The organism is Sorangium sp. So ce119 (assembly GCF_051524405.1).
In the GTDB taxonomy this organism is placed as follows: Bacteria; Myxococcota_A; Polyangia; order Polyangiales; family Polyangiaceae; genus Sorangium; species Sorangium cellulosum_G.
The window spans coordinates 10,066,023-10,092,723 of the sequence record NZ_CP150310.1 but is presented as its reverse complement, the minus strand read 5'-3'; the positions used below and the strand labels follow the sequence as shown (position 1 = coordinate 10,092,723).

24 protein-coding genes are annotated in these 26,701 nt (G+C 71.4%); 5 read left to right on the top strand and 19 right to left on the bottom strand.

What is annotated here, in order from left to right; all coding sequences use genetic code 11:
* Positions 1-3 precede the first annotated feature (3 nt).
* Complete coding sequence (locus tag WME76_RS38205; protein ID WP_437957089.1) at positions 4-1,191, bottom strand: amidohydrolase; 1,188 nt, start codon at positions 1,189-1,191, stop codon at positions 4-6.
* A gap of 74 nt (positions 1,192-1,265) precedes the next feature.
* Between WME76_RS38205 and WME76_RS38200 the strand changes: the two genes are divergently transcribed.
* On the top strand, positions 1,266-2,429 hold the full coding sequence (locus WME76_RS38200) for an FAD:protein FMN transferase (protein WP_437957088.1): 1,164 nt from the start codon (positions 1,266-1,268) through the stop codon (positions 2,427-2,429).
* A gap of 55 nt (positions 2,430-2,484) precedes the next feature.
* On the opposite strand, the gene WME76_RS38195 is transcribed toward WME76_RS38200, so the two are convergent.
* From WME76_RS38195 to WME76_RS38180, 4 genes are all read right to left on the bottom strand, one after another.
* Entirely contained in the window at positions 2,485-3,336 is an 852-nt protein-coding gene (locus tag WME76_RS38195) for a DUF4351 domain-containing protein (protein WP_437957087.1), read from the bottom strand.
* A 165-nt stretch (positions 3,337-3,501) separates the two neighbouring features.
* The gene (locus tag WME76_RS38190; RefSeq protein WP_433930783.1) at positions 3,502-4,290 is read right to left on the bottom strand and encodes an enoyl-CoA hydratase-related protein; all 789 of its coding nucleotides are present in this window, start codon (positions 4,288-4,290) and stop codon (positions 3,502-3,504) included.
* 44 nt (positions 4,291-4,334) lie between these two features.
* Positions 4,335-7,007 carry a M1 family aminopeptidase gene (locus WME76_RS38185; RefSeq protein WP_437957086.1) on the bottom strand — a complete coding sequence of 891 codons (2,673 nt, stop codon included), beginning with the start codon at positions 7,005-7,007 and terminating at the stop codon, positions 4,335-4,337.
* 75 nt (positions 7,008-7,082) lie between these two features.
* On the bottom strand, positions 7,083-8,948 hold the full coding sequence (locus tag WME76_RS38180) for a bifunctional homocysteine S-methyltransferase/methylenetetrahydrofolate reductase (protein ID WP_437957085.1): 1,866 nt from the start codon (positions 8,946-8,948) through the stop codon (positions 7,083-7,085).
* A 92-nt stretch (positions 8,949-9,040) separates the two neighbouring features.
* Here WME76_RS38180 and WME76_RS38175 point away from each other — a divergent pair, with 92 nt between their 5' ends.
* From WME76_RS38175 to WME76_RS38160, 4 genes are all read left to right on the top strand, one after another.
* On the top strand, positions 9,041-9,922 hold the full coding sequence (locus WME76_RS38175) for a hypothetical protein (protein ID WP_437957084.1): 882 nt from the start codon (positions 9,041-9,043) through the stop codon (positions 9,920-9,922).
* Positions 9,923-10,006: 84 nt separating this feature from the next.
* A complete protein-coding gene (locus WME76_RS38170) occupies positions 10,007-10,588 on the top strand; it encodes a hypothetical protein (RefSeq protein WP_437957083.1) in 582 nt (193 codons plus the stop codon).
* Between the two features lie 79 nt (positions 10,589-10,667).
* A complete protein-coding gene (locus WME76_RS38165) occupies positions 10,668-11,243 on the top strand; it encodes an SRPBCC family protein (RefSeq protein ID WP_437957082.1) in 576 nt (191 codons plus the stop codon).
* Positions 11,240-11,710 carry an EVE domain-containing protein gene (locus WME76_RS38160; protein WP_437957081.1) on the top strand — a complete coding sequence of 157 codons (471 nt, stop codon included), beginning with the start codon at positions 11,240-11,242 and terminating at the stop codon, positions 11,708-11,710. The genes WME76_RS38165 and WME76_RS38160 overlap by 4 nt, the downstream gene beginning before the upstream one ends.
* 50 nt (positions 11,711-11,760) lie before the next feature.
* On the opposite strand, the gene WME76_RS38155 is transcribed toward WME76_RS38160, so the two are convergent.
* The 14 genes from WME76_RS38155 to WME76_RS38090 form a co-directional block, all read right to left on the bottom strand.
* Positions 11,761-13,137 (bottom strand): cytochrome P450, encoded by a 1,377-nt coding sequence (locus tag WME76_RS38155; RefSeq protein WP_437957080.1) that lies wholly within the window; start codon positions 13,135-13,137, stop codon positions 11,761-11,763.
* A gap of 351 nt (positions 13,138-13,488) precedes the next feature.
* Complete coding sequence (locus WME76_RS38150; protein WP_437957079.1) at positions 13,489-13,929, bottom strand: SRPBCC family protein; 441 nt, start codon at positions 13,927-13,929, stop codon at positions 13,489-13,491.
* Between the two features lie 536 nt (positions 13,930-14,465).
* Positions 14,466-15,623, bottom strand: a complete 1,158-nt coding sequence (locus tag WME76_RS38145; RefSeq protein ID WP_437957078.1) for an ABC transporter permease — start codon at positions 15,621-15,623, stop codon at positions 14,466-14,468.
* Between the two features lie 22 nt (positions 15,624-15,645).
* Entirely contained in the window at positions 15,646-16,818 is a 1,173-nt protein-coding gene (locus WME76_RS38140; RefSeq protein WP_437957077.1) for an ABC transporter permease, read from the bottom strand.
* Complete coding sequence (locus tag WME76_RS38135) at positions 16,815-17,552, bottom strand: ABC transporter ATP-binding protein (RefSeq protein ID WP_437957076.1); 738 nt, start codon at positions 17,550-17,552, stop codon at positions 16,815-16,817. The genes WME76_RS38140 and WME76_RS38135 overlap by 4 nt, the downstream gene beginning before the upstream one ends.
* Positions 17,549-18,778: an efflux RND transporter periplasmic adaptor subunit gene (locus WME76_RS38130; protein ID WP_437957075.1), complete on the bottom strand. Its 1,230-nt coding sequence runs from the start codon at positions 18,776-18,778 to the stop codon at positions 17,549-17,551. The genes WME76_RS38135 and WME76_RS38130 overlap by 4 nt, the downstream gene beginning before the upstream one ends.
* Positions 18,779-18,813: 35 nt before the next feature.
* The gene (locus WME76_RS38125; protein ID WP_437957074.1) at positions 18,814-19,524 is read right to left on the bottom strand and encodes a 4'-phosphopantetheinyl transferase family protein; all 711 of its coding nucleotides are present in this window, start codon (positions 19,522-19,524) and stop codon (positions 18,814-18,816) included.
* Positions 19,521-20,525, bottom strand: coding sequence for a methyltransferase (locus WME76_RS38120; RefSeq protein WP_437957073.1), 1,005 nt, complete (start codon positions 20,523-20,525; stop codon positions 19,521-19,523). Before WME76_RS38120 ends, WME76_RS38125 begins: the two co-directional genes overlap by 4 nt.
* 35 nt (positions 20,526-20,560) lie before the next feature.
* The gene (locus tag WME76_RS38115; protein WP_437957072.1) at positions 20,561-21,742 is read right to left on the bottom strand and encodes a beta-ketoacyl synthase N-terminal-like domain-containing protein; all 1,182 of its coding nucleotides are present in this window, start codon (positions 21,740-21,742) and stop codon (positions 20,561-20,563) included.
* Between the two features lie 4 nt (positions 21,743-21,746).
* Complete coding sequence (locus WME76_RS38110) at positions 21,747-23,012, bottom strand: beta-ketoacyl-[acyl-carrier-protein] synthase family protein (protein WP_437957071.1); 1,266 nt, start codon at positions 23,010-23,012, stop codon at positions 21,747-21,749.
* Positions 23,009-23,437 (bottom strand): hypothetical protein, encoded by a 429-nt coding sequence (locus WME76_RS38105; protein WP_437957070.1) that lies wholly within the window; start codon positions 23,435-23,437, stop codon positions 23,009-23,011. The genes WME76_RS38110 and WME76_RS38105 overlap by 4 nt, the downstream gene beginning before the upstream one ends.
* Entirely contained in the window at positions 23,418-24,218 is an 801-nt protein-coding gene (locus tag WME76_RS38100; protein ID WP_437957069.1) for a phosphopantetheine-binding protein, read from the bottom strand. Before WME76_RS38100 ends, WME76_RS38105 begins: the two co-directional genes overlap by 20 nt.
* A 46-nt stretch (positions 24,219-24,264) precedes the next feature.
* On the bottom strand, positions 24,265-25,242 hold the full coding sequence (fabD, locus tag WME76_RS38095; RefSeq protein WP_437957068.1) for an ACP S-malonyltransferase: 978 nt from the start codon (positions 25,240-25,242) through the stop codon (positions 24,265-24,267).
* Between the two features lie 41 nt (positions 25,243-25,283).
* Positions 25,284-26,699 carry a coproporphyrinogen-III oxidase family protein gene (locus WME76_RS38090; protein WP_437957067.1) on the bottom strand — a complete coding sequence of 472 codons (1,416 nt, stop codon included), beginning with the start codon at positions 26,697-26,699 and terminating at the stop codon, positions 25,284-25,286.
* Between the last annotated feature and the right edge of the window lie 2 nt (positions 26,700-26,701).

The following is a 26,701-nucleotide window of genomic DNA, read 5'->3' as shown; positions in this document are numbered from 1 at the left end:
GGCTCAGGCCGCGGTCGCGCCGGCCTTGCGCTGCGCGAACTCCTCGCGCACGGCCTTCCGCAGCTCGGGATCGAGCAGGAGATCCGCGCACGTCATCGCCATCGCCTTGGCGGCGATCAGCATCGAGTCCTGACCGGAGGGGCTCGCGGCGCGCGCGGCGAACGCGTGCTGGTGGCAGGTCGTCTCGTTCTTGCCGCAGATCGCGATCCACGGGTGGATGGCGGGGAGCGCGTGGGAGACGTCGCCCATGTCGGTCGAGCCGGTGCCGACGGCGGGGTCCATCTCCATGGGGGAGCGGCCGAGGGCGCGCAGGTGCTCGCCGAAGCGGCGCGCCATCTTCCGGTTGTTGACCATGTTCTTGTAGCCGCCCTGGTCGACGAGCGTGAGCTCGACGCCGCTCGCCATGGCCGCGCCGCGGGCGCAGCGCTCGACGATGGCGCGCACGCGGGCGAGCTCCTCGGTGTCGAGGGCGCGGACCGAGAACTCGGCGACCGCGAGCTCCGGGATGATGTTGACCGCCTGGCCGCCGTTCTTGATGAACCCGTGCACCCGGACGCCGTCGCGGAAGTGGACGCGCTGGCCGTCGATGAGGCGGAAGGTGTCGAGGCAGGCGGTGAGCGCGCTGCTCCCGTCCCACGGCGCGAGCGCGGCGTGCGACGGCTTGCCGCGGAACTGGAGCTCGAGCCAGGTGCTCGCCAGCGTGTCGTGGGCGAGCAGGTCGCGGTCGAACGGGTGGAACATCATCGCGGCGTCGACGCCCTCGAACGCGCCGGCCTCGAGCAGCCTGATCTTGCCGCCGCCGCCCTCCTCGGCGGGCGTCCCGACGAGGTCGATGGTGCCGGCCACGGCGTCCTTCTGCCGCGCGAGGGCGAGGAAGGCGCCGAGCGCCCCGGCCGCGATGAGGTTGTGCCCGCAGGCGTGGCCGATCTCCGGGAGCGCGTCGTACTCGGCGAGGATGGCGAGGTGCGGGCCCTCGCCCTGGCCGATGCGCGCGCGCAGCGAGGTGGGCATGCCGCCGAGCCCGCGCTCGACCTGGACGCCGTGCTTCTCGACGGCCTCTGCGATCCACGCCGCGGCCTTGTGCTCCGCGAACCGGAGCTCGGGGTTCGCGTGGATGCGCCCGGCGATGTCGCGGAGCTCGGGGGAGAGGTCGTCGATGTCGCGCTGGATGCGGCTCGGGTCGAGGCTCATGGCGGGGCGATACTACTCTGGATCTGCGCGCTGCGCCTGGGCCATGGTGGCGCTCACGGAGTCAGGATCCTCGAATGCACCGACCGCGCTGTTCCTCGCGCTTCATCGTCTGCTCCCTCCGCCTCTGCCTCGGGGCGATGCTCGCGCTCGCCGCGTGCGACGTGCCGGCGTGCGCGCGTGCGCGTGCGGTTCAGGAGAGCGCGCCGGCCGCCTCGACCGACGCCGGTCTGCCTGGGCCGTCCCAGGCGGCGCAGGCGCGGGCAGCGCCCGCCCGCGTCGTGGTCGAGGCGAGGGCGATGGGCACGAGCCTGGTCCTCGCCGCCTACACGAGCGACGTGATGGATGAGGCGGCGATCAGGGGCCGGCTGGAGAAGGCGATCGCCGAGATCCGCAGGCTCGAGGGGCTGATGACGACGTGGCGGCCGGAGAGCGAGCTGTCGCGGGTCAACGCGGCGGCCGGCAAGGGCGCGGTGGAGGTGAGCCCGGAGTCGCTCGCCGTGATCGAGAAGAGCCTCTGGATCAGCGAGCGATCCGGGGGGGTCTTCGACATCACGTTCGAGGCGATGCACGGGCTCTGGAAGTTCGACGAGGACATCGACGACAACGTGCCGCCGAGCGAGGAGGTCGAGAGGGCGCGCGCGCTCATCGACCACCGGCAGATCGCGATCGACCGCGCGCGGCGCACGGTGATGCTCGCGAGGCCGGGGATGCGGCTGAGCCTCGGCGGGATCGCGAAGGGGTACGCCGTCGACGCGGCGGCGCGGGTGCTGCGGGCGGAGGGGCTGACGTCGTTCTTCGTGCAGGCGGGCGGCGACCTGTACATCGCGGGGAAGAAGCCGGACGGCTCGCGGTGGCGGGCGGGGGTGCGGGATCCGCGTGGCAAGGACGCGAACGACCACTTCGCGATGATCGAGGTGGAGGACCACGCGTTCTCGACGGCGGGCGACTACGAGCGGAGCTTCCTCAAGGACGGCAGGCGCTACCACCATATCCTCGATCCGCGGACCGGGTTCCCGGCGACCGAGAGCCGGAGCGTGACCATCTGGGCGAGGGACGCGCTGACGGCGGACGCCATCGATGACGCGGTGTTCATCCTGGGAGCGGAGAAGGGGCTCGCGCTGGTCGAGGAGATCGAGGACTGCGGGGCGGTGATCGTCGACCGGAACAACAAGGTGTGGGTGTCGAAGCGGCTGGAGGGGAAGGTCGAGGTGCTCCGGCAGCCGACGGAGGGGTTGTAGAGGGCGCGGGCGCGGGGGGGCAGGCGCAGGGCGACTCCCCGCGATCTGCGGCGCTTCAGCCCGCGAAGAGCTCGTCCAGCGTCCCGGCGACGAGGACCCGCTCGGCCCACACCGCGAGCTGCTCCCCGGAAGCCGCGCGGACCTGCGCCCGACCCGCCTCGGGCACCTCCCCGAACCGCGCCTGGAGCAGGCGCAGCAGCATGGCGCGCTGGCCCTCGTCGAGCGCCGCCTGGCGCTCGCGGGCCTTGATGGCCTCGATCTCCGGGTTGCCCTTGCGCTCCAGCGCGCGGACGACCTCACGCTCCGCCGCCGCGCCGTCGAGCAACGCGGGGACGGGGACCGGACGGACGAGGCACGGATCCTCGATCGTCGCGTCGGGCGCGAGCGGCACGAAACGCCCCTCGGCCACGGACCACTCGGCGACCTCGTCGCGCTTCACGAAGAGGGCGAAGACGCGGCGCACGCCACGGGCGACGAGATCCTCGGCCTTCTCGCGCACGTCCCGCATCGATTGCTCGTTGACGATCTCGAACGAGAGCTCCTCCAGGTAGCGGCGCCCCGTCGCCGGGTCGGTCCCCGCCTTGCGGATGGAGAGGTCGGTGGCGAAATCCGAGCCGCCGGCGACCCGGGTGATGAGATCGGCCGCCCCGACGTAGCCGGGCTGGAGGTGCGGCGCGATCAGGAAATCCAGCCGCACCTGCTGCTCGGCGTGCGGCTCGAGCGACGGCGCCGCCACGACCTTGCGCCCGCGGATCACCTCGTCGCGCGTCACCTCGGGCCTCACGAGGTGCTCATCCACGGGCGGGAAATGCGCGCGCCGCGAATCCGAAGGCGGGAGCCTCGCCGCCGCGCCGCCCCGGGCGGCCGGAGCGAGCAGGAGCGTGGCGCCGGGCGGCTTGGGATCCATGAGGGGTGAGACTAGCACGACGGCCGTGTCACGGCGGTTCGGTGGCCCCCAGCGCGCTCCGCAGGGCCTCTCTGGAGGGGAGCAGCTTCGCCCGCCGCTGGCGGCCCTCACCGCCCCTCGCAGCCCTCACCATCGCACGCGACGCTCACCCGCCGCACGCAGCCCTCACCGACCCTTGTAGACCGGCTTCCGCTTCTCCGCGAACGCGCGCAGCGCCTCCAGGCGATCCTCGCTGCGCAGCGTCTCGTCGTAGTGCACCCGCTCGATCTCCAGACCGAGCTCCAGCGGCACGTCGTAGCCGTCCTCGATCGCACGGAGCGCCGCGGCCTGCGCGATCGGCGCGCCGGTCGCGATCGGCTCGATCCACGCGATGGCGTCGTCGACCACCGGCGTCCCCTCGGGCGACACCCGGTTCACGAGGCCCCAGGCGAGCGCCTCGGCCGCCGTGAGCCTCCGGCCGAGCAGGATCATCTCCTTCGCGCGCGCCTCGCCGACCACCCGCGGCAGCCGCTGCGTGCCGCCGGCGCCCGGGATGATGCCGAGCGACGTCTCCGGGAGCGCGAGCTCGGCGTGCGGCGCCGCCACGCGGAGATCGCAGATCAGCGCGAGCTCCAGGCCCCCGCCGAAGGCGACCCCGTTGATCGCCGCGACCACCGGCTTGGGGCTCCGCGCGAGCACGCCGAGCTCGGTCCGGTACAGGCCGACCTGACGGCGGACGTCGTCCGGGCTCATGCCCTGACGCTCCTTCAGGTCGGCGCCGGCGCAGAACGCCTTGTCCCCGGCGCCCGTGATCACGATCGCCCGCACCTCGGGGTCGTCCGCGAGCTCGCGCCCGAGGCGCCCGAACGCGAGCAGCGCGTCGCGGGAGAGCGCGTTGCGGCGATCCGCGCGATCGATGGTGAGCACCGCGACCGCGCCGCGGCGGTCGAGCTTCACGGGAGGGGCCTCGGACATGACGCCTCCCTAGCCGACCGCGGCGGCGCGGCAAAGGGGCGCGCTCACCTCGCGTCGGTCGCCTTCTTGGCCTTGCTCCCCGCCGCCTCGAGCTTGCCCAGCCGCGCCCGGACCTCCGCGTTGTCGCGGCGCAGCGCCTCGAGCTCGTCCCGCAGCCGGTCGAGCTCGCGCTTGCCCGCCCCGCCCAGGTCGCGGAGCACCTCGCGGATCCGCCGCCGCACCCGGCCGTCGAGATCGCGGTCGAGCTGCCGCTGCAGCGCGCCGCGCGACCGGCCGTCGCCGAGATCGCCCAGCGCGCGCGCGACGTCGACCCGGAGGTACGGGTCCGGCTGATCGAGCAGCTCCTCGAGGAGCTCGCGCGTCCGCCGATCGCTGGAGAGCTTCGGCAACGCCATGATCGCCGCCCGGCGCCCCCGCGTCGGGATGCCGTAGCGCGTGCGCGCCGTCAGGTGCGGCACGGCGCGCTCGTCGCGCAGGTTCGCCAGCCCGTCGATCACGCCGCAGCGGACGACCTCGCCCCACGAGGGGCGGTCGAGCAGATCGATCAGCGTGTCGAACCCGGCGCCCTGCCGCGTGGCCCCGAGCGCCCGCGCCGCCTCGGCCTGCACCAGGTAGCTCGCGTCGCGCAGGGCCAGCCTGGAGAGGGCCTCCGCGGCCTTCGCCGACCTGAAGTTGCCGAGCGCGGCCGCGACCGCGCGGCGCACCTTCGGGTGCTCCACGCCCACGCTCCCCTCGAGCAGCGCGAACGCCGCGCTCGACTGGAGCGCGCCGAGCGCGCCCGCGGCCGCGGCGCGCACCGCCCAGAACTCGTTCGCGTCGGCGAGCGCCTGCCCGAGCGCCCGCGCCGTCGGCGGGTCGTCGCGCCGCGAGAGCGGCTTCGCGGCGAGCAGGCGGCCGCGCGCCGTCGGCGCGTGCGCGAGCTGCGCCCGCAGCAGATCGGCGGGCGCGTCGACCTTGACCTCGCCCAGGATCCTGAGGTCCGGATCCACCACCACGAACCGAGGGCGCCGCGGGAGCGGGATGACGAAGGTGTGCGCCTGCTGATCCACGCGCCGCACCTCGCGGCGCACGCTCGAGCCCTTGCCCTCCGTGAAGCCGAAATCGAGCACCAGGTCGAACGCGAACACCGGCGGCGTCGAGGCCTCGGGCTGGAGCGCGTGCTCCCGGCTCGGGTGCTGCCCGGGCGCCTGCGTCTGCTTCACGGTCACCGTGCACTGGTCGCCCTCGAGCTCGATCTTCACGTCGAGCTCGGGGTGGCCGGCGCGGAAGACCCACTGCTCGAAGAAGCGCTCCAGCGACTTGCCGCTCACGTCCTCGAGCGCGCGGGCGAGATCCCGCGTCTCGGCGACCCCGCGCGCGTGGCGCGTGAGGTAGGTGTTCACCCCGCGCCAGAAGAGCTCGTCCCCGAGCTCCCGGCGGAGCAGGTGGAGCACGAGCCCGCCCTTCTCGTAGAGGTGCCGATCGAAGACGTCGAGCGGCGCGTCGTAGTCCTGACAGACGATCGGCCGCCGGTAACGCCCGCGCGCCTCGCCGAGGTAGGAGTCGAGATCGGCCTTCAGGCTGTGATCGTACTCGTCGGCGCCGAGGTGGTGCTCGCGATAGACGTGCTCCATGAACGTCGCGAAGCCCTCGTTGAGCCAGCCGTGCGACCAGTCACGGCACGTCACGAGATCGCCGAACCACTGGTGCGCGAGCTCGTGGGCGATGAGATCGTCCGACGAGATGTCGAGCGCCGCCCGGTCGTCGAGCAGGATGTGCTCGTACATCGTGGTGGCGGTCGTGTTCTCCATCCCGCCGAAGATGAAGTCGCTCACCACCACCTGGGCGTAGCGGCGGAAGGGGTATTTGACGCCGAGCTTCTCGCTGAAGTGACGGATCATGTCCGGCGTGCGCGCGAACGTGCGGCGGCCGTCCTCCTCGCGCCCCTTCGGCACGAAGTACGCGAGCGGGACGTCGAGCGCCGCGTCGTCGATGCGCGCGAACTCGCCCGCCACCAGCGTGAACAGGTAGCTCGGGTGAGGCTCGTCGAGCCGGTAATGGTAGACGCCCGCCTTCTGCGACTTCGCGTCGCTCTCGAGCTCGCCGTTCGAAAGGCAGTACCAGCCCGGCGGCACCTCGGCGCGGAGCTCGGTGGTCTGCTTGATGTGCGGCTTGTCGATGCAGGGGAAGATGTGGCGCGCGTCCTCGTCCTGGCACTGCGTCCAGACCTGGCGCGGGCGGTCGGGGACGTGCTCGTCGGGCTGGAGGAAGTAGAGCCCCCGCCGCGGCGTCGCGCGGTACCGGACCAGGATCGACGCCTCGGCCGCGTCGAGCGGCACGGCGACGCGGAGCGTCTCGCCGTCGTACGTGTGCTCGGCCGGCTGGAACGCGCCGCCCGCCGCCTTGCCGCCGCCGCGCCGGGGCTTCGCGGCGCGCGCGGCGCCGGCGCCGGCGCTGATCTCGACCGCCTCCAGGTCGAAGCCGATCGCGTCGAGCGCGATCTCGCGCGCCCCGGGGTCGACGCGGACCGCCTCGAGCCGCGCGGTGCCGCGGATCGAGCGCTCCGCGACGTCGAGCGCGAGATCGAGGGCGATGTGCCGGATCGTGAAGGGGCGGGCGCGCTCGTAGACGCGCTTCGTCCCGGCGAGCGTGAAGGGACGCGAGGCCAGCGCGAACTCGGACGACGACAGGACGGAGCCGCAGGCGCAGCGCGAATGAAGCCGGTACTCTAGGGACATCGCGGCCGAGTTTCCCCGCGCGACGCCCGGCCCTGCAAGGGAGAACTGGCGCGCTCCGGCGGGCGGCCGGGCGGCTCAGCCCTTCTTGAGGCCGTCGAGGACCTCCAGCGCGAGCTCGTACTTGCCGAGCGGCGGCATCAGGTACGCCCCCTGGACCCTGTCGCGCACCGAGAAGAGCATCTCGCGGGCGATCTTCACCCCCTCCTTGCGCGCCTCGGGGCCGGCCGGCACCTTGCGCATGCGCTCGCGGATCTCGTCCGGGATCTGCATGCCAGGCACCTCGTTGTGGAGGAACTCGGCGTTCTTGTAGCTGACCAGCGGCAGCACGCCGACGAGGACCGGCATCCCCAGGTGCTCGATGCGCCTCAGCACCTTCTCGAGCAGATCCTGGTGGAAGATCGGCTGCGTCATGATGATGTCGGCCCCGGCGGCGCGCTTGCGCTCCAGGCGCGCGATCTCCTTGTCGAGGTCCGGGGCGCCCGGCTCGAGCCCGGTGGCGAGCAGGAACGACGTCTTGCCGCCCGGGATCGGCTTGCCGGCCGGGTCGAGGCCGCGGTTCATCGTGCTCGCCATGTGGAGCAGCCCGATCGAGTCGAGGTCGTAGACGGCGGTCGCCTCCGGGTAGTCGCCGACCTTCGGCGGATCGCCCGTGATGACGACGAGGTTCTTGATGCCGATCGCGTGGGCGCCGAGCAGGTGCGCCATCTGGCCGATGAGGTTCCGGTCGCGGCCGCAGACGTGCAAGATCGGCTCGATGCCGTAGCGCTGGAGCAGGAGCGCGCAGAAGGCGAGGTTCGTCATGCGCGCGGTGGCGCGCGGGCCGTCGGCGACGTTCACGACGTCGACGCCGCTGTCGATCAGCATCTTCGCCGCGCTGAGCGCGCTGTCCGGGTTGAGGCCGGGGGCCGGGTTCACCTCGACGGAGACGACGAACTTGCCGGCGGCGATCTTCGCGGCGAGGGGGCTGCGCTCGCCGAGCGGCGTGGGCTCGCTCCCGGTGGGCGCGTCCATCGCGATGTGCGGGCGCGAGGCGACCTCGGGCGCGGCGCCGCCCCGGAGCATGCGGGCCGACTTGGCCATCCACTTGACGTGCTCCGGCGTGGTGCCGCAGCAGCCGCCGATCATCGCGGCGCCCGCCTGGATCATCCGGCGGGCGAAGACGTCGAAGTACTCGGGCGTCGCCATGTAGAGCAGGCGGCCGTCGACGGTGCGGGGCAGGCCCGCGTTCGGCTGCACGCAGAGCGGGAGCCCGGCGGTGGCCATCCGCTCGGCCATCGCGAGCGAGAGCTGCGGGCCGTCGCCGCAGTTGACCCCGAGCAGGTCGACGCCCCAGTCGCGCAGCGTGCGGGCCACGCGCTCCGGCTCGCTGCCGTCGGCCACGACGCCGCTCGTGTCGAACGTCATCGACGCGAGGACCGGGAGCCCCGGCGCCGCCTTGCGCGCCGCCTCGATGGCGAGCTTGATCTCGTCAAGGTGGCGAAATGTTTCGATGACCAGGACATCGACGCCGCCCTCGGCGAGCGCGCCCGCCTGCTCGGCGAAGGTCTCGGCCGCGGCGGCGAGGTCGTCGCGGGTGGCCACGCCGGGCACGAGGCCGGTCGGGCCGATCGAGCCGGCGACGTACGCGTCGCCGCCCGCGATCTCGCGCGCGATGCGCGCGCCCGCGAGGTTGAAGTTGCGCACCTCGTTGACGAGCCCGTAGCGCTCGAGGCGGAACCGGTTCGCGCCGAAGGTGTTCGTCTCGATGACGTTCGCGCCCGCCGCGACGTAGTCGGCGTGGACCCTCTTCACGAGGTCGGGCCGCGTGACGTTGAGCTGCTCGAAGTTCTGGGTGACGAACACCCCGCGTTCGTAGAGCAGCGAGCCCATCGCGCCGTCGAACACGAGGATCGAGCGCTGGAGCGCCTCGAGGAGAGGGGCTTCTGGTCTCGTGCGGGACATGGGGCGCATCGTAGGGGCGCGCCGGCTTCTCAGGAAGGGGGGGCGCGACGCGGTTGACGGCGCGGTCAGGATCTCGGTAGGCAGATCTCGAGATGAGCACGCCCCGATGGCTCCGCGCATTCGCCCTGGCGGCCTCCGCCGCTGCCTCGTTCCTCGCCGCCGCCCCCGCGGCGCACGCCTGGCATCCGCCGGTGCACCGGTCGGACGCGGGCGTGGACCTCTACATGTGGAGCGCCCGCTACTACGGCACGTCGCTCGCCACGGTGCCGTTCGTGCAGTTCGAGCCGACGCCCGACCTGTTCATCAACCTGCAGTTCCCGGTCGCGCTCTCGATCGACAGCCGCCGCGGCGGCGTCGACCTCAGGAGCGAGTCGCGCGCGGGCCTCGGCAACCCCACGTTCGCGCTCTACTACTCGGACATCGACGGCAAGCTCACGTGGTACGCGGGCGGCCGCATCTCGCTGCCGCTCAACGCGGTCGATGACGTCGACTGGCGCTGGGCCACCTCGTCCGCCGGGTGGGCGATGGCCCTGTACGACGCGCACCTCTGGGCGACGGACACGCTGCCGATCGGCGGGTTCGGCGGCATCGAGTACCGGTTCGGGCGCCCGTTCGTGCTCAGGGCGGGCGGCGATCTCACGTTCATGCCCCCGCTGAGCGACCGGGTGCGCAACATCGGATACCTGGGCTCGAACGATCTCGACGTCGTGTTCCAGACGAAGGTCGAGCCCGAGTTCCAGAGCCGCGCCGGCTTCGGCGGCGGCGTCTCGCTGAGGATGGTGTGGGTCCCGACGGCGCCGGACGTCGTCGACGACGCGCAGGTCTCGCTGATGCCGTACTTCGTGTACGACAGCCAGAAGACCTTCTTCATGCGGGCCGGCCTGCTCCTCGCGCTGGACGAGCCGGCGGGGCCGGCGTTCGACACGGGGCAGGTCGCGTCGCTCTACCTGCAGTTCGGCGGTCACCTCGACTAGGCCCCGGCCCGGCGCCTCGGGCGCGAGCGCGACGCGCGGAGGCCAGCGCCGGGGCGCCGCCCTCGCACGCATGGAGGCTCGAACATGACCCGTCGCCGCGCCATCGCCTGGGGCGCCGCCGCCGTCGCCGTGGTGGCCCTCTTGCTCGTCCTGCGCAAGCTGAACCAGTTTCCGCCGGACACGACGCCCGAGGGCGCGTATCTCCGCATCGCGTACAACATCGGCGCGAGCGAACCGCGCGCGTGCTTCCCGTACCTAGAGGACCGGGCGCAGCACGCGGCCTACACGGTCCGGGATTACCGGCGGAAGGCGTTCGAGCGGATCGAGGCGAGCTATCCGGAGCCGGAGCGCACGCGCCTGATCGAGCAGTACCGGGCGCACGCGATGGCCGAGGACGGGGCGGACGTGTGGGTCGACCTTGCAGCGAAGCAGGGCTTCATCACGCGGCTCCGGCGCGACCTGTCCGGCGTCGGGAAGGTGGAGGTGACGGGCGAGCGCGCGACGGTCGAGACGGCGCGCGGGACGCGGTATCCGTTCCGCCGGAGGGACAACGGCATCTGGGGGCTGACGCTGTTCACGGCGGAGCTCGTGGCGGAGGCGGAGCGGGCGGCGCGGGACTGGGATGTCGTGGAGAAGGCGGCGCTCGATTACGAGCGGGGGCGGTGAGGGGATCCGGGGCTCGTCCCTGGTTGCGCGGGGGAGGTCTCGCCGAGCAGCCCGGCCCCCGCAGAGCGTCGGCGCCGCGGTGAGCGCGCTGCTCCGCGAGAGCGAACAGGGGCTCGTCCGCATCGTCATCGACGTCTCGCCGGCCCGAGCGCACCGACCGGCGCTGGCGACCGGTGACGCTGCGCTTGACAATGATAAGGCCACATATTATATGTGGCTTTATCAACTGGAGGTCGTCATGTGGAGCATCGAGGAGTCGCGCATCGTCAACGCCGCACCCGAGCAGGTCTGGTCGATCTGGACCAATGTCGACGGCTGGAAGGTTTGGGACAATGAGATCGAGTGGAGCCGGCTCGACGGCGAGTTCGCGGTCGGGTCACGCGGCGTGCTCAAGCCCAAAGGAGGACCGAAGTCGCCTTTCGTGCTGACCGAGGTCTCCCCCGGCAAGAATTTCAGCGATGTCACGAAGCTGCCTTTCGCGGAGCTCCACTTCATCCACAAGGTCGAGCCGCACGGCGGAGGCTCCAAGGTGACGCACCGGATCGAGCTGCGCGGGGCCCTCTCGGGGCTGTTCGCGAAGCTCATGGGCAAGAACTTCCAGCGCGGGCTGCCGTCGGCGGTCGAGCGCCTCGCCTCCTTGGCCGAGGCGTCGTGACCTCGCCGGCCCAGCGCTACTGGGTGGGCGTCGCTTCGCGCGAGCACGTCCTCGCGGGCGTGCGGGCCGGCTTCGCCCAGGTCTGCCATGGCAAGGCGGGCCCGCTCGCGCGGATGAGGCCCGGTGACGGCATCGTCTACTACTCTCCGCGCGAGCGCTTCGACTCCGACGTCCCCTGCCGGGCCTTCACCGCCCTCGGGCACGTCGTCGGCGAGGCGCCGTACCGCTTCGATATGGGCGGCGGGTTCGTCCCGTACCGCCGCGACGTCGAGTACGTCCCTGCGCGCGACGTCCCGATCGGGAAGCTGCGCGGCAGTCTGTCGTTCCTGAGCGGGTCGAGCTCGTGGGGCTACGTCTTCCGCCGCGGGTGCTTCGAGATCCCCGCCCGCGACTTCCTCCTCATCGCCCGCGCCATGGGCGCTGCCGCGCCCGCGCGCTCGAGCGGCCTTCTTCCCCCTTCCGTGTAACCCACCCAGCGCCGGGCAGGGGGCGCCGGCGGCGCCCCCTGCCGCCGCGATCAGCCGCTCCGGCGCGTCATCTTGACGAGGATGTCTTCGCTCGGCTGCAGCAGCACGCCGCCGATCGGAACCGGGTGCGAGATCGGCTCGAAGCGGAAGTGACGCGCGAACTTGGCCGTCATCAGGCGCAGCTCGAGCTCGGCGAGCGACTTGCCGATGCACAGGCGCGGGCCGTGGCCGAACGGGAACAAGGGCTCGTACGCGCCCGTCGTGTAGCGCTCCGGCTTGAACTCCTCCGCGTCATGGATGTACTTCGCGCAGCGGTTGCCGATGAACGGCAGCAGCATCACCCGGGAGCCCTTCTTGAAGAGGTACCCGTCGACCACCACGTCCTCGACCGCATAGCGGATGTTGAACCACAGGACGGAGTAGATCCGCATCGTCTCGAGGACCACGTTGTTCACGAAGGTGAGCCGCTCGATATCCTCGCGCGTCGGATAGGGCGCCCGCACCTTGGCGACGACCTCCTCGTGGGCCTCTTGCGCGACCTCGGGGTGCATGGCGAGCATGTAGAATATCCAGTTGATCGTGGTCGAGGTCGTCTCGTAGCCCGCCACGATCATGTTCAGGATCTGCTCGAGGAGCTTCTGCCGGTTCTCCGGCTTTTCGAGGCCGCCGTCCAGCGACCGGAGCATCACGGAGACGAGCCCGAAGTCCTCTGCCCCACCGCGGAGGTGGCTCTCGAGCAGCTTCTCCGCCTGCCGCATGAGCGCCTCCTTGTACTTCTTTGCGCGGCGGATGAAGTCGGACTTGTGGAACTCGAGGATGCTCTCGTCGAGGATCCGCTTGATCTCCATGAAGTCCGCGTCGCTCACCGGGTGGCGCGGCGAGAGGATCTCGCTCATCACCCGGCCGGAGAAGAGGATCGAGATCTCGCTGATATTGACGACCTTGCCGCCCTCGCAGCTCCCGATCTCCGCGAGCAGCCGATCGAGGTGCTTGCAGAGGATCGTATAGTAGTGGTTGAAGACGTAGCTCGGATTGAAGCTCTTCGTCATCGATCGGCGGTGCGACTCCCACTCCGAATCCATGTGGGTGGCGAGCATCCCCTTGCCGATGAGCGCCTGGAGCTTCTGGATGTCGACGGCGGGCTGAGGGTACTTGGTGAACGCCTGGGTCGCCGTGAAGACCTTCGTCATGATGCGTGGATCAGCGACGAGGTACGTCCGCTCGATCAGGCCGGAGCGGAACGCGCAGACGTCGCCGTACTTCTCGACGATCGAGCGGAAAACACCGAGGATCCGGTGCGGGTCGGTCATGGCCTTCCCATTGCGGATGAAATAGAAGATCGTGGGTCCGGGCGGAATGCGACCATTGGTCGACGCCTCGACGGCCACGTCATCGAAAAGCTTACGAGCGGTCGTATTGGCGGACATGACACCGATCCCTTTCGAAGAGGGTGCTGGACAAAACCGGGGTTGGGGCGGTGCCTGGGCGGAGAGGCCGTGGACCCGCCGCGCCCTCGCGGACGCCGAGGTCGCGCTGGCGACGCTCGCGGCGCCGACGAGGACGAGGAGGGAACGCGGCCCAGGAGCGCCGCCGCTTCAGGGATATCGGCGCAAAGCACGCCTGCGCCGGCGCCGCCGTCCTGTGCCTCTCCGGGGGGATCAGCGGCCGTGATCACGAGCCGAGCGTGGCGACCGGGGGCGCCTGGATCGAGGCGCCCGCCGCTCGTTCGCCGTGCGTCCGGGGGGGCGCGGAGGAGCGCCCGGGGACGCGGTGGAACGTCAGGAGTTCGCCTCGGCGAGCTTCGCCAGCTTCTTCACCGAGTCCGGCAGCCCGGTCTCCATGCCCTTCCAGATGACGTTGGCGAAGAACCCGGCCTGCTCCTCGGCGATCTCGGCGACGATCGTGTGCGTCACGATGCTGCCGCCCTCGGACGGCTTGACCTCGTGGATCGCCTTGATCGTGCCGAACGGGAGCTCCGTCGTGTCGACGAACTTCTTGTTCTCGACGATCTCCTGGATCTTGGCTTCGACCGGCTCGGGGCTGCCCTTGGGCGTCAGCTTGAACGTGCTCCCGACCTGGAAGTCGTTCTTCAGCTCGCAGGCGTCAAGACCCACGTCCCAGCGGGTCCACTGGTTCACGTCCGCCCAGATCGAGAACACCGTCGAAGCAGGGGCGCGCGTGGACTCGCTGTGCGACACCGTGAAGGTCTTCTTGCTCATGGTAACCGTCTCCCGAAACAGTTGGTTGTGGTTGTTTGCGCTGCGGGTGCGGCCGGATCGCTCTGCGGCTCCTGCGGCCTCTCGGTCCGCTGGTCGTCAGCCGCAATCCACGTCAGCCACGAGTGCTTGCACCCATTGAACGAGCGAGCTGGCGACATTTTCCCGGCAAATCTCGGAATTTTCTGGCCTGCTCCCCCGCGAACGTGAGCAGATGGCGCATTCCGATAGGCAAGCGACGATTGTCATGGATTCGCACAGATGGCCGCGCTCACCGGCGGCCCGACCGCGGTGGCGACGCGCGCGATCTCACGGCGGAGCGCCACGAGGGCGGCGGAGCCGGCGAGCGCTGCTCGCGATCCCTGCGGGGGCACCTTCGCAGGCCTGGCGGCGGGGACGCGTGCGGCAGAAGCTCGGGTCGGAGAGGTCCGTGGGGCGGGTCGAGGGCCCTCTTGCGGCGCCTGGCGCACACGACGAGGCCCGGCAGGGCTGCCGGGCCTCGTCGCGGGGGCGCTCGTGCCGAATGGCGGAGCGACGGCTCAGGCGCGCATCGCGCCGGCCGCTGGCATGCGCGCCGCGCGGAATGCAGGGAGCAAGCCGCCGATCACGCCGAGGACGAGCGAGCACCCGATGGCGATGACGACGACGCGCGCCGAGGGCTCGAAGCCGAGGACGATCTCGGCGCGGCTCTTCAGGTTCAGCATCGATATCCGCACGAGGCCGAGGGCTGTGGAGAGCAATGCGCCGAGCGCCCCCCCAACGCCGGCGATCAGCACCGACTCGGCGAGCACCGCGGCGAGGACGTCGAGCTTGCTGAAGCCGAGCGCGCGCAGGATCCCGATGTCCCGCTGCCGGCTCGCCACGGCCGAGAGCATCGTGTTCATCCCGCCGAGCATCGCGGCGACGCCGAAGAAGAGCCCGACCATCGCCCCCATCACGCCGATGAACGCCGCGGTGCCGTCGGTCTGCGCCGCGAAGAACTCCGACTCGCGCGAGGCCTGCAGCCCGAGGCGCCTGTCCGACTCGAGGGCAGCGCGGAACGCGTCGAACGACCCGGCGCCGTCGAGGCGCGCGTAGATCGACGAGATGCGCCCCTCCCGGCCGAACGCGGAGCGGAGCGCCTCGCGGTCGAGCCATACCTCCGAGTCGTACGCCGCGCCGGCCCGGAAGACGCCGACCACGGTGAGCATGCGGCCCTTGCGCAGCTCGAAGCTGCCGCCCAGGGTGAAGCCCTCGTAGCGGCCGAGGAGCTGCTCGCCGATCATCACCTCGTCGCGGCCGAAGACCGGCGACCGCCCGGCGACGAAGGCGACGTCGCGGCGGGCGAGCAGCGCCGCGTCGGTGACGCCGCGGAGCTGCACGTTGCCGCGGCCGCCGGCCGTGCGCGCCATCGTGGCCACGAGGACGACCTCGTTGGACACGAGCGGCGCGTCGGCGCCGCGGAGCAGGCCCGGCTCGGTGGCGACGACGTTGGCGTCGGCCTCATCCATCGAGCTGCTGAACTCGTTGTCCGCGCTCTTGCGGATCACGATCACCGCGTCCTCCCGCCCGGCGCTCTTCATGGCCGTCTGGATGCCGTCGGCGAGCATCAGCGTTGCCGCTACCACGAACGCGACGAACCCGACGCCCAGGGCCGCAGCGGCGGTCGTGCCCCTCCGGACGACCAGGCTCCGTAGACTGTATCGAACAGGAATCATCGTTCGTCTCCTTCAGGCTCGGTCAGATCACGCGCCGCAGCGCTTCGGTGACGCGCAGCCGCGAGACGGCGAGCGCAGGGAGGGCCGCGGCAGCGCAGGCGACGAGCATCGACGCGAACAGCGCCGTGAACGCGACCCGCGGCTCGATGGAGAAGTAGGGGAGGATGCCGTCGATGTTCTTCTCGATCCAGCCCCCGAGCCCCCGCTGCACGACAGGATAGGCCAGCCCGACGCCGAGGCCGCCGCCGAGGCCGCCCACGAGCACCGCCTCGCCGAGGACGAGCAGCGCGAGGCGGCCCGGCATGAAGCCGATGGCCCGGAGCGCGCCGTACTCCGACGTCCGCTCCCGCACCGCCATCGCGATCGTGTTGCCGACGAGCAGCGCCATGATCACGAGCAGGCCGAGGCACGCTGCGTTCATGGCGCGCATCATCGCGTCCATCCCCTCGCCGAACGACGCCTGGAACGCCGACTCGTCCTGCGTGAAGGTGTGATCCCCGTGGCTCTGGAAGTGGGTGTCGATCTCGTCGACCACCTCGCTCGTGCGCTCCGGATCGCGGGCCTGGGAGATGGTCCAGCCCACCTTGTCCTTGTGCCACGCGTCCGCGGACTCATTGAGATAGTCCCAGCGGAGATAGAAGTTCGACCGGTTCACCGATCTGCCGGTGGTGCGATAGACGCCGACGATCTCGAAGTCCCACGAGGGGCGCTCCGGATAGAAGCCGGTCTCCAGGTGCACGCGCTGGCCGACGGTCCAGCCCATCTTCGCCGCCAGGACGTCGCCGACGATCGCGGCCGACCGCTTCTCCTCCCAGGCGGCGAGCGCCTCGGGCGGCAGCTTGATCTCCGGGTAGAGCGGGAAGAAGCTCGCTCCGTCGATCGCGAACGTCGCGAAGAAGTCGTTCTCGTGCATCGGGTCGCGGCCGCCGAACCAGTTCACGTATGTCGCGCTGCGCACGCCAGGGAGCTCGCGCAGCTCGTCGACGTAGCGTCGCGGCAGGAGTAGCGCGAAGGAGGTGTTGTGGTGCGTGACCAGGTGGTCCTTGCTGCTGTGCGCCGCCACGCTCGACCACGAGGTCTGGACCGTCTGCAGGAGCACGAACGTGAGCGCCGCGAGCGCCGTCGCCGCGATGGTGAGGACCACCCGCGCGCGGTTGCGACCGACGTTGCGCCACGCGAGCCGCGTGAGGCTCATTGGAGGGCTCCTTTCTGCAGGGTTCGGATGGCGTGCGCCCGGTTCGCCGCGAGCGGGTCGTGCGTCACCATCACGATCGTCTTCTTCAGCTCCTCGTTGAGCGCCTGGAGCAGGTCGAGGATCTCGTCCGCGCTCTTGCGATCGAGATCGCCCGTCGGCTCGTCCGCGACCAGGATGGCCGGGTCGTTCACGATCGCCCGGGCGATGGCGACGCGTTGCTCCTGGCCGCCGGAGAGCTGCCGCGGCAGGTGACGGGCTCGCTCGGCGAGCCCCACGACCCGGAGCGCCGTCTCGGCGCGCTGGCGCCGCTCGCGCGCGGGCACGTCGGTGAGCACGAGCGGCAGCTCGACGTTCTCCACCGCCGTGAGGACCGGGATCAGGTTGTAGGCCTGGAAGACGAAGCCGATCGTGCTGGCGCGGAACCGGGTGAGCTCCGACTCCCGCATCTGGTCGAGCCGGTGCGAGGCCACGGTCACGCTGCCGCTCGTGGGCTTGTCCAGCCCCGCGATCAGGTTGAGCAGCGTCGATTTCCCGGAGCCCGAAGGGCCCATGATCGCGATGTACGCCCCGCTGGGAACGTCGAGATCGAGCTTCTCGAGGATCGTGACGTCCCCCTGACCGCGCTTGTAACGCTTCTCCACGCCTCGCAGCGCGATCGATCGGCTGGTCGTGACGGCCGCGGCCTCGATCTCGCGCGCCACGGCGCGCCCTGCCCATGTCTCGCTGTGCATCATTGTCCACCTCGTTCCACCCGATCTCCGTCCTCCAGAGAGGGCGGCGGGCTCTTGATCACGTGCGCGCCTGCCTCGGGTCCCGCGGCGAGCTCGACCGAGCTACCACGCGAAGGCCCTTTGACGACCGGGACCTGGCGCGCGCGGTCCCCTTCCACCACGAACACGACATCTCGCTCGCCGCGGCGGACCACCGCCTCGGCGGGCACCGACTTCGATGGAGGCGCGGCGGCGACCTCCTTGCCCTGTCCAGCGCAGGTGACGCGCCCGGCCATGTCCGCGAGCAGGTCAGCCGGCGCGTCCTCCAGCTTCACCTTCACCGTCCCGGTCGCCTTGGACCGGTTCATCCTGGACGCGACCTCGGCGACGACGCCGCGGTGGTGCCGCCGCGGATACACGTCCAGCGTGACCGTGCACGCCGCGCCCGGGGTCACGAGCCCGACGCGCGCCTCGGGCACGTCCGCCTCGAAGCGCAGCGAGTCGAGGTCGACGATCTCCGCGATGGGCGCGTCCGGGCTCGCCATGTCGCCGGGCTGCGCCGGCTTGCCGACCACCACGCCGCGCATCGGCGCGAGGAGGCGCGCGTCGCGGACCCGTAGACGGCCGAGCGCGACCGCCTCCGCGACGACATCGCGCTCGGCGGCCAGCGCGGCGACCTCCTGCTCGAGCGTCTTCTTGTGGGCGAGGTCGTCCTCGTGCGGCGCCGCCGGCAGGGCGCCGCGGAGGACGAGCTGCTCGTTGCGCGCGAGGCGCTGCTCCACCTCGCCGAGCGCCGCGCGCGCCGCGCCGACGCGCGCGCTCGCGGCGCGGAGCTTCGACGCCTCGAGCGACAGCTCCCGCCTCGGCTCCTCCTCGTCGAGCACGAAGAGCACCTGTCCCGGCTCGACGCGGGCGCCTTCCTGGATGTGCGTCTGCAGGATCTTCGCCGCTCGCTTGGGCGCGATCCGCGAGACCACCTGCGGCACGAGGTAGCCGGTCGCGGTCAGCTCGGCGCCCTGGCTGCCGGCCGGCGACTCCGACAGGACGCGCGCGACCTCCACGGTCGCGCGGGGCGCGGCGCGCGCGGCCACGCGCGGCAGCGCCCACGCCGCCCCCGCGACGGCCGCGGCGGCGGCCGCGCCGACGAGGAGCGTCGTGGGGAAGCGCCGCCGCGCGCTCGTCGCGCTGGGCGACGCGCGCGAGATCACGAGCGAGCGCAGGTCTGTCGAAAGATCATTGGGTGTCGTCATCTGTCAAACCCCATGTGCGCCCACGCGGGGCATCGCTAGACGCGGCGGCTCACGCGCGCCGAGGTGAGGAGCCCGAATGGCTCCCAGCCATATCGTCCCTCCACCGCGAACGGCCCCTCGCCGTCCTCCAGATCAAGCTCGATGCGGAGCTCCGCGCCGAGGAGCCCGCGCGACGCGGAGCTCCCCTCGCAGACGGAGCGCACGCGGGCCTCCTGGAAGCCGACGTAGCGCCGCACGTGCCGGTCGAGGGCCTTGTAGAGCGCCTCCTTGGCGGAGAAGCGGAGCAGCACGGCGCGGGAGCGCGCCGGCGCCCCCTCGGCGTCCACGTCGGCGCGCTCCGGCGCCGTGAGCACCAGCTCCTCGATTGCAGGGCGGAACCGCTCGACCGCCTCGACGTCGATCCCGAGCGTGCCCTCATCCGCCCGCCCCACGAGGGCCACGGCGACCTGCGCGTTGTGCGCGATCGACCCGGTGAGCGGCGAGGGGAGCGTGGGGGCGCCGCGGTCGTCCGGGAGGATGTCCGCGGGCTCGACGCCGAAGGCCCTCGCCGCGACCCGCATGGCCACGCGGCCCGCGACGAACTCGCCGCGGACGCGCGCGCCGAGGCGCGCGAGGTGCGCGCGCTCCGCTGGCGAGAGGAGCGAGGAGGAGACGGCCGCCGCCTCCTCGCGCCCCGGTATCGCGACCACCGCGACGACGCCGTAGCTGCAGCTCTCCACGCGCACGGTGTCCATCGGCCCGCTCACGCCGGGACGGCCTCGACCAGGCAGGTCATCGGTTGCACGGGCGTCACGCGCTCGAGACGGAAGCCCGAGGCCGCGAGCAGCTCGGCGAACTCCTCGCGCGTGCGCTCCTTGCCGCCCGTGAGCGCGAGCATGTTGAGGTCGGTCATGCGCGCGAGATCCGGCTCTCCGCTGTCGCCGCCGAGCGCCATTTCGACGAGGAGCAGCCGGCCGCGCGGCCCCATCGCCTCCTTGCACTGCGTGAGGATGGCCACGCTGCTCTTGTCGTCCCAGTCGTGGATGATGTTGGACAGGACGTAGAGGTCGCCCCCGCGCGCCACGCGCTGGAAGAAGTCGCCGCCTTCGAGGCGGCAGCGATCGGCGACGCCGAGCTTGCGGAGCGGCTCGCCCGCCGTGGCGATCACGTGCGGCTGGTCGAAGAGGACGCCGCGCGACCCGGGGGCGCTCCGGAGGATCGAGGCGAGGAGCGTCCCCTGGCCGCCGCCGACGTCGACGATCGTCGCGTAGCGCTTGAAGTCGAACGCCTCGACGACGCCCGCATACAGGAACTCGGCGAGCCCGGTCATCGCGCGATCGAAGCGCCGGGCGACGTCGGGCTTGCGGCCGACGTACTCGAACAGCGAGGAGCCGAAGACGAGGTCGAACGCGGTCCTGTCCGCCCGGAGCGCGTCCGGCAGGCCGCCGTACGCGTCGCGGAACTCCTCACCCCAGAGCAGGGTCCAGTCGGCGAGCCCGCCCTTCGCCCCGGCGCGCAGGCAGCTCCCGAGCGAGGTGAGCTCGAACGTGTCCCCGGCGTGCTCGGCGAGCAGGCCGAGCTTCACGAGCACCCGCAGCACGCGCCGCAGGGGATCCTCCGGGATCGCGCTCGACCGCGAGAGCTCCGCGATCGGCTTTTGCCCCTCGGCGAGCCGCTCGATCAGCTCGAACTTGACGGCGATGTAGATGGCGCGCGAAGCCCACTCGGCAGCGATGATCTTCAAGAGGTCGAATTCACGAGGGATCATGGCAGGACTCCTTGGGTTGTCTCTCTGTCCAGAACTCACGCCTTTCCGAGGACGAGCGCGACCGCGCGGCCCGCGTCGTCGCGCCCGTGCACGAGCGCGTGCCGGATCGGCATCGGGAGCGGGCGCTCGACGACGTGGGCTCCTACCGGCGGCGCGCGGAGCCCACGCGCCGCCGCGGGCGTCGGCGCCGCCGCCTGTCGCTCCAGCGCGAGGCAGCCGACCGCGAAGTTCGCCGCGAACGCCGCGCCGATCGCGTCGCCGTAGAGGCGGGTAGGCGCGCTCATGCGGAGCGCCTCGTGGCCGGCGAACACCGCGCCGAGCGCCTCGTACTCGACCGCGTCGAGCTCGGGCTTGCCGGCGCCTTCGAGGATGACGAGGTCGACGTCCCGCGGCCCGCACCCGGCGGACGAGAGCGCGCCGCGGATGGCGTCTTCGAGGCGCGCTGCCCGGCCGAGGCCGCGGAGCTTCGCCCGGACCCGCGCGCCGCGCGCCCTGGCGTGCGCCTCATCCTCGAGGGCGACGAAGGCGGCGCCCTCGGCGAGCAGCGCGCGGGAGCCGCCCTCGTCGAACGCGGCGTGCTCGGTGCCCTCCGAGCACGCCCCGGCCGCGCGGTGCGCGTTGAGGACGAGCGCGCTGAGCGGCGCCTCCGCGCCGCCGGCGAGGATCACGGGCTCGCGGCCCGACTCGACCACGCGCGCGGCGTGGTGGAGGGCGAGGCCGGAGCTCAAGCGATCTGCGGAGAGCGTCTTGCTGTAGCCGCTGAGCCGGTGAAAGATCGATATCTCCCCCTGCGCCGCGGCCGGGAACCACGCCGTCGCCACGTAGGCGTTGATGGCGTGCATCCCCTCGGTGTAGAGGCCGTACATCATCGGCTCGACGAACGTCCAGCCGCCCGTCGCGTTGCCGATCACCATCCCCACGCGGTCGCGCGCGTCGCTCTCGGCGAGGCCGGCGTCGACGAGCGCGGCGCGCGCCGCGCTCATCGCGAGCAGCGTGAAGCGGTCGATCTTCTTCGCGTTGCGCTTCGAGATCCCGGGCTCGAGCTCCCCGTCGTCGACCTGCCCCGCCCACACGGCGGGGCCGCGCTCGCCGTAGGGATAGCAAGGCGCGAACGCCGGCGTGCCCGCCGCGAGCCGCTGCCAGAGCGCCTCGACGTCGCATCCGCCCGGGAGCGCGAGGCCGAGTCCCGTAACTGCGATTCGATCCGAGTCAAACATGACCTCACCCTTCCCACTTCCGGATTACGAGGCTCGAGTGGATCCCGGAGAATCCGCTGCTCGTCTTGAGCACGCAGGTCGGCCGCGTCTCGCGCGCGACGTTGCCCACGACGTCGAGCGCGCAGCGCGGATCGCGCCGATCATGGTTGATCGTCGGCGGCACGATCCCGGTCACGAGCGACTGCACCACCGAGACGACCTCGATGGCGTTCGACGCCGACAGCGGGTGACCGATCTGCGATTTGATCGACGTGACCGGGATCCGCTCCGCGCGGGGGCCGAAGAGCCGGTGGTACGCCTGCGTCTCGGCCACGTCGTTCTGCGGCGTCGACGAGCCGTGCGCGTTGATCGCGTCGATCCGATCGGCGGACACCCCGGCGTCGGCCAGCGCGCGGACGGCCGACTCGGCGATCTGCTCGCCGGCCTCGGGGATGTCCGTCATGTGATAGCAGTTGTTGACGCTGCCGTACCCGGCGACCTCCGCGAGGATCGTGGCGCCCCGGGCGCGCGCGTGCTCCAGCGACTCCAGGACGAGGAGCGCGCACCCCTCCGCGAGGACGAAGCCGTCGCGATCGACGTCGAACGGCCGGCTCGCGCGCTCGGGCTCGGCGTTGCGGAGCGACGTCGCGCCGATCATCCCGAAGGCAGCGACGACGAGCGGCGTGATCGGGGCCTCGGTCGCCCCGGTGACCACGAGATCCGCTTCGCCGTCGCGGATCGCCTGCATCGCGTAGCCGATGGCGTCGAGCCCGCCCGTGCACCCGGTCGGGATCGTCGTGCACCCGCCGCTGAAGCCGAGCTCGGCGTGGAGCGCCGACGCGACGGTGTTGAACTGGAACGCCCGGAGCGCCCTCGCGTCGCCGGCGGCGGCCGATGGCGCGGCGGGGACCGCGCCGATCGGGTCGCGGCGCCCCTTGGATTGCCGGACGAACTCCCGCTCCATCTCGCCGATCTGCGCGATCGCCGTCGAGATGTGCACGCTCCGCGCGTCCGCTTCGGCGGCGCTCTTCGGCGCCTCGATGCCCGCCGCCCGGGTCGCCTCGCGGCCCGCCGCGAGGGCGAAGGCGAGGCTCCGGTCCACGCCGGCCGGGGCGTCGAACCCGTCGACGATCCCGGCGATGGCGCTCCGCCCTTCGGGGATCGGAAACTCGCGGATGCGCTGGACCCCCGAGGTCCCCTGCACGCAGCGCTCCCAGAAGGCGCCCACGCCGACGCCGATCGGCGTCACCGCGCCCATGCCGGTGACGACGACCCTGCTCCGCGATCTCATGTCCTTTGCTCCACGCATTGCGCGCCTCCGCCCTCCAGAAGCCCCTTCAACGTGGCGAGCTCCCCCTCCAGCTGCCGGATCACGCTCGCCCTCCGCTCCTCCGGCCACGCGTCCGGCAGGCGCACGTGGAACCGCACGCTCGTGCTCCCCTCGCCGCCGACCACGTCGACGCGCGCGCGCTCCTGCCGGTCGGGGAACCGGGTGCAGATCGAGACCTCGCGCGCGTCGCCGCTCCGATCGACCTCGGTCCAGGAGACCGCGGGGCCTACCTGGGTCGTCACCCGATAACCGCCCTCGCTCTCCCCGCCGACCTCCACGAAGAACCGCGTCCAGCGCGGCAGGTTCGGGACGTGCGCGATGAAGGCGGCCACCGCGTCCGCGGGCCTCGCGACCGAGGTCGCCCGATCAAACGGTAAGTACTGCATGGCGCCCTCGCGGCTTGAGGGAGGTCGGAGCGGGCTCGTCGTCGCGCTCGCGCGGCCGCTTGAGGGCGCCCGACTCGAGCGCCTTCTTCCAGCAATGCAGCGCGAACTCCGCGTGCTCGAGGAGCTGTACGCGGATCTTCTCGTCCTGCTCCTCGGGGCTGCCGCCGTAGATATCCTGCGACGTCGCGGGGTTCACCTTCCAGCGGTGATAGGTGACGACCTCGCAGGTGTCGGGCGACAGCGGGGTGAAGCGCCATCCGCCCGAGTGCTCGAGGAGGAAGGCCGGCGGCTGCGGCTGGAAGAACTCGATCGAATCGCCGCCGTCGCACCGCCGGATCGAGCGCACGTTGATCGTGCCCGTCTTCGACTGGACCGTCATCGTGAACTCCTGATAACGGCCGTCGTCGTATTTGATATCGACCGCGAGCACGTGCGGCAGGTGCTGCGTCCAGCCCGCGAGCTCGAAGAGCGCGCGGTACGCGTCCGCCGCCCGTGCGCCGAGGACCGCCTTCGCTTCGCACGAGCCCCGGCGATCCGCGGTCGGCGCCGCGGCGCCGACCGGCTTCAGGGATTCGATGAGATCGAGCGCCTCCTTGACGGTCGTGGTCTTCCGGAGCGCGCGCTCCGGGATCTTGACCCCGAACCGGCTGTTGAGATTCCTCCTGAGATCGACGATCTCCTGCGAGTCCATCCCGAGGTCGGCGCCGAGCCGGGTGTCGGCGTCCACGCCGTCCACGTCGATGTCCATGGTCCGCAGTGCTTCGATGAATTCGCTGATCATGGGGTCCTCCAATAAAGAGAGATCGACAGAGCGAGCCATCTTCGGTTCATGTCCCAACGGCGAGCGCGGCGCGCGACATCGCCTCTTCGATCAGCCGCAGCGCGCGCTCCATCGCGAGGGGCGAGCGCGTCGACGCGACCGTCCCGGCTGCGACTGACCTCTTCACGAGTTTCTCGAGCACGTTGCCGGGGCCGATCTCGATCCAGAGCGGCGCGCCGAGCTCGCGCTCGATCGCGCGCACGCTCTGGATCCAGAGCACCGGCTCGGTGAGCTGCCGGACGAGCTGCTCTGGCCCGTAGGCGCCCCTCTCGTAGATGCGCGCGTCGACGTTGGCGGCGAGGGCGCACGAGAGCGGCGCCACGCCCACGGCGTCGAGCAGCGCCCGCATCGGCGCGGCGACCGGCTCCATGAGCGACGAGTGGAACGCGCCGCTCACGGAGAGCCATACGACCGAGCCGAGCGCTCGCGCCTCGATGCCGGCGGCGACCGAGCGCAGCGCGGCCGTGTGGCCGCTGAGCACGAGCTGCGTCGGCGCGTTGTAGTTCGCGACCTCCACCACGGCCCCCGGGCCCCGGTTGCTCGTGCAGAGGTCCTCCACCTCCTCCACCGCGCTCCCGAGGTAGGCGAGCATGGTGGAGTCGTCCCCGCTCGCCTCCGCCATGTGCTGCCCGCGGGCGCGGACCAGGCGGAGCGCGTCGTCGAAGCGGAGCCCCCCCGCCGCGACCAGCGCCGAGTATTCACCGAGGCTGTGCCCCGCGACGGCGTCGGGGCGCAGGCCGGTCCGCGCCTGGAGCGCGCGGAGGACCCCGACGCTGATCGTGAGGATCGCCGGCTGCGTGAGCTCCGTCCTCCGCAGCCGCTCGTCGCCGTCCGTGCAGCACAGCGCGAGGACGTCGAGGCCGAGGACGTCGGACGCCTCGAGCATCGCGTCATGGACCTCGCGGTAACGCGCGAGCTCCGCGCCCATCCCCTGGCTCTGGCTGCCCTGGCCGGGGAAGAGAAGAACGGTGGGTGCTTGCAACATACTCCTGCTCGCTGCGTGAAGAGGGCTTGTTGTCGGTGCGATTACCCGGCTGCGGCCTCGACCTCGCCGAGCCACTTCTTGCGGTCGTTGGCGACGATCTGGACCATCGGCGTGTTCATCGACCAGTTGCGCTCGCGCAGCGCCGCGCGGTCGTTCCAGTACGCCGGATTGACGAACTCGAGCAGGATGTTGGCGCGCCACTCGCGCCCGAGCTCGGTGAGCTGCATCCGGTCGGGGAGGAGGTCGACGAGGCCCTTCCGCTCGAGCTTGCGCGCGAGATCGCCCCAGTCGTCGAGGAAGCTCGTGCCGAAGGTCTGCTTGTAATGCGCGAAGTCGATGTGGAAGAACTCGAAGGCGAAGATCACGTAGCGCTCGCGCCGGCCGCGATCGTCCATCTTGACCGACACCGTCGAGAACCGGTGCCGTCCCCGATCCACGTCGGCCACGTAGCCGTCGACGTCCTTGTCCGTGCCCACGCGGTAGCCGTTGATGTAGCTGTAGGCGCCAGGGCCGATGGCGAGCGCGTCCTTGTCCGCCTCGCGCCACGACCAGAGCATGTACTGGCTCTCGAACCCGGGCTTCGCGAAGTGATCGAACATGTACTCGCGGTAGCCGAGGCGCTCGGCGAACCGCGTCGCCTCCCGGCGCATCTGGATCACCTCCGGCGACTCGGGGTCGCGGACGGGCGGGATCTTGCCCTGCTTGATGAGCAGGTCCTGGGCCGTCCCCTCGTGGATCCGGTAAAGGTAGATCGTGAAGTGCGTGACGCCGAGGTCCTGCACGCGCTCCAGGTCGCTCTGCCACTCCGCGAGGGTGTGGAGCGGCATGTTGTACATGAGATCGAGCGACACGTCCTTCAGCCCGCGCTCGTGGAGGGCCGTGATGACGCGCGCGCTCTCCTCGGCTGCGTGGGGGGAGCCCACGATCTTGAGGACCTCGGGGTGGAACGACTGCACGCCGAGGCTCACCCGGTTGATCGCCGAGCTCGCGACGTAATCGAGCTTGGGCTCGTCGAAGTCCCGCGCGTTGCCCTCGAGGGTGAACCCGTACCCCTCCGCGAGCGGGAAGCTCTTCTGGATCGCGTTCACGAGGCGCTCCAGGTTCTTCGTCGTGAGGATCGAGCCGGTCCCTCCGCCGATGTACACGGCGCGGCAGCGGCCCTCCTTCCAGCGCGGGTAGCTGCCCCACCGCTCGATGTCGCGGATGAGGGCGTTCAGGTAGCGGTTCTCCTCCCCTTTCGGGTCCTCCGGAGAGAGCGTGTTGATGAAGTACGGGCAGGCCTTGCAGCGTACCCGGCAGAACGGGACCGACACGTAGACTACGTAGTCGCCCGCGGTCTGATCGAGCGCGAGCCGATCGGAGAAGTCGTGTCCTTCGCGGTTGGTCCACATCGCGGGCGGGTAGAGGATGAACGGGAGGCGGCACCTCTCCGCATAGGGCTGAGTCTGAGAGAGCATGG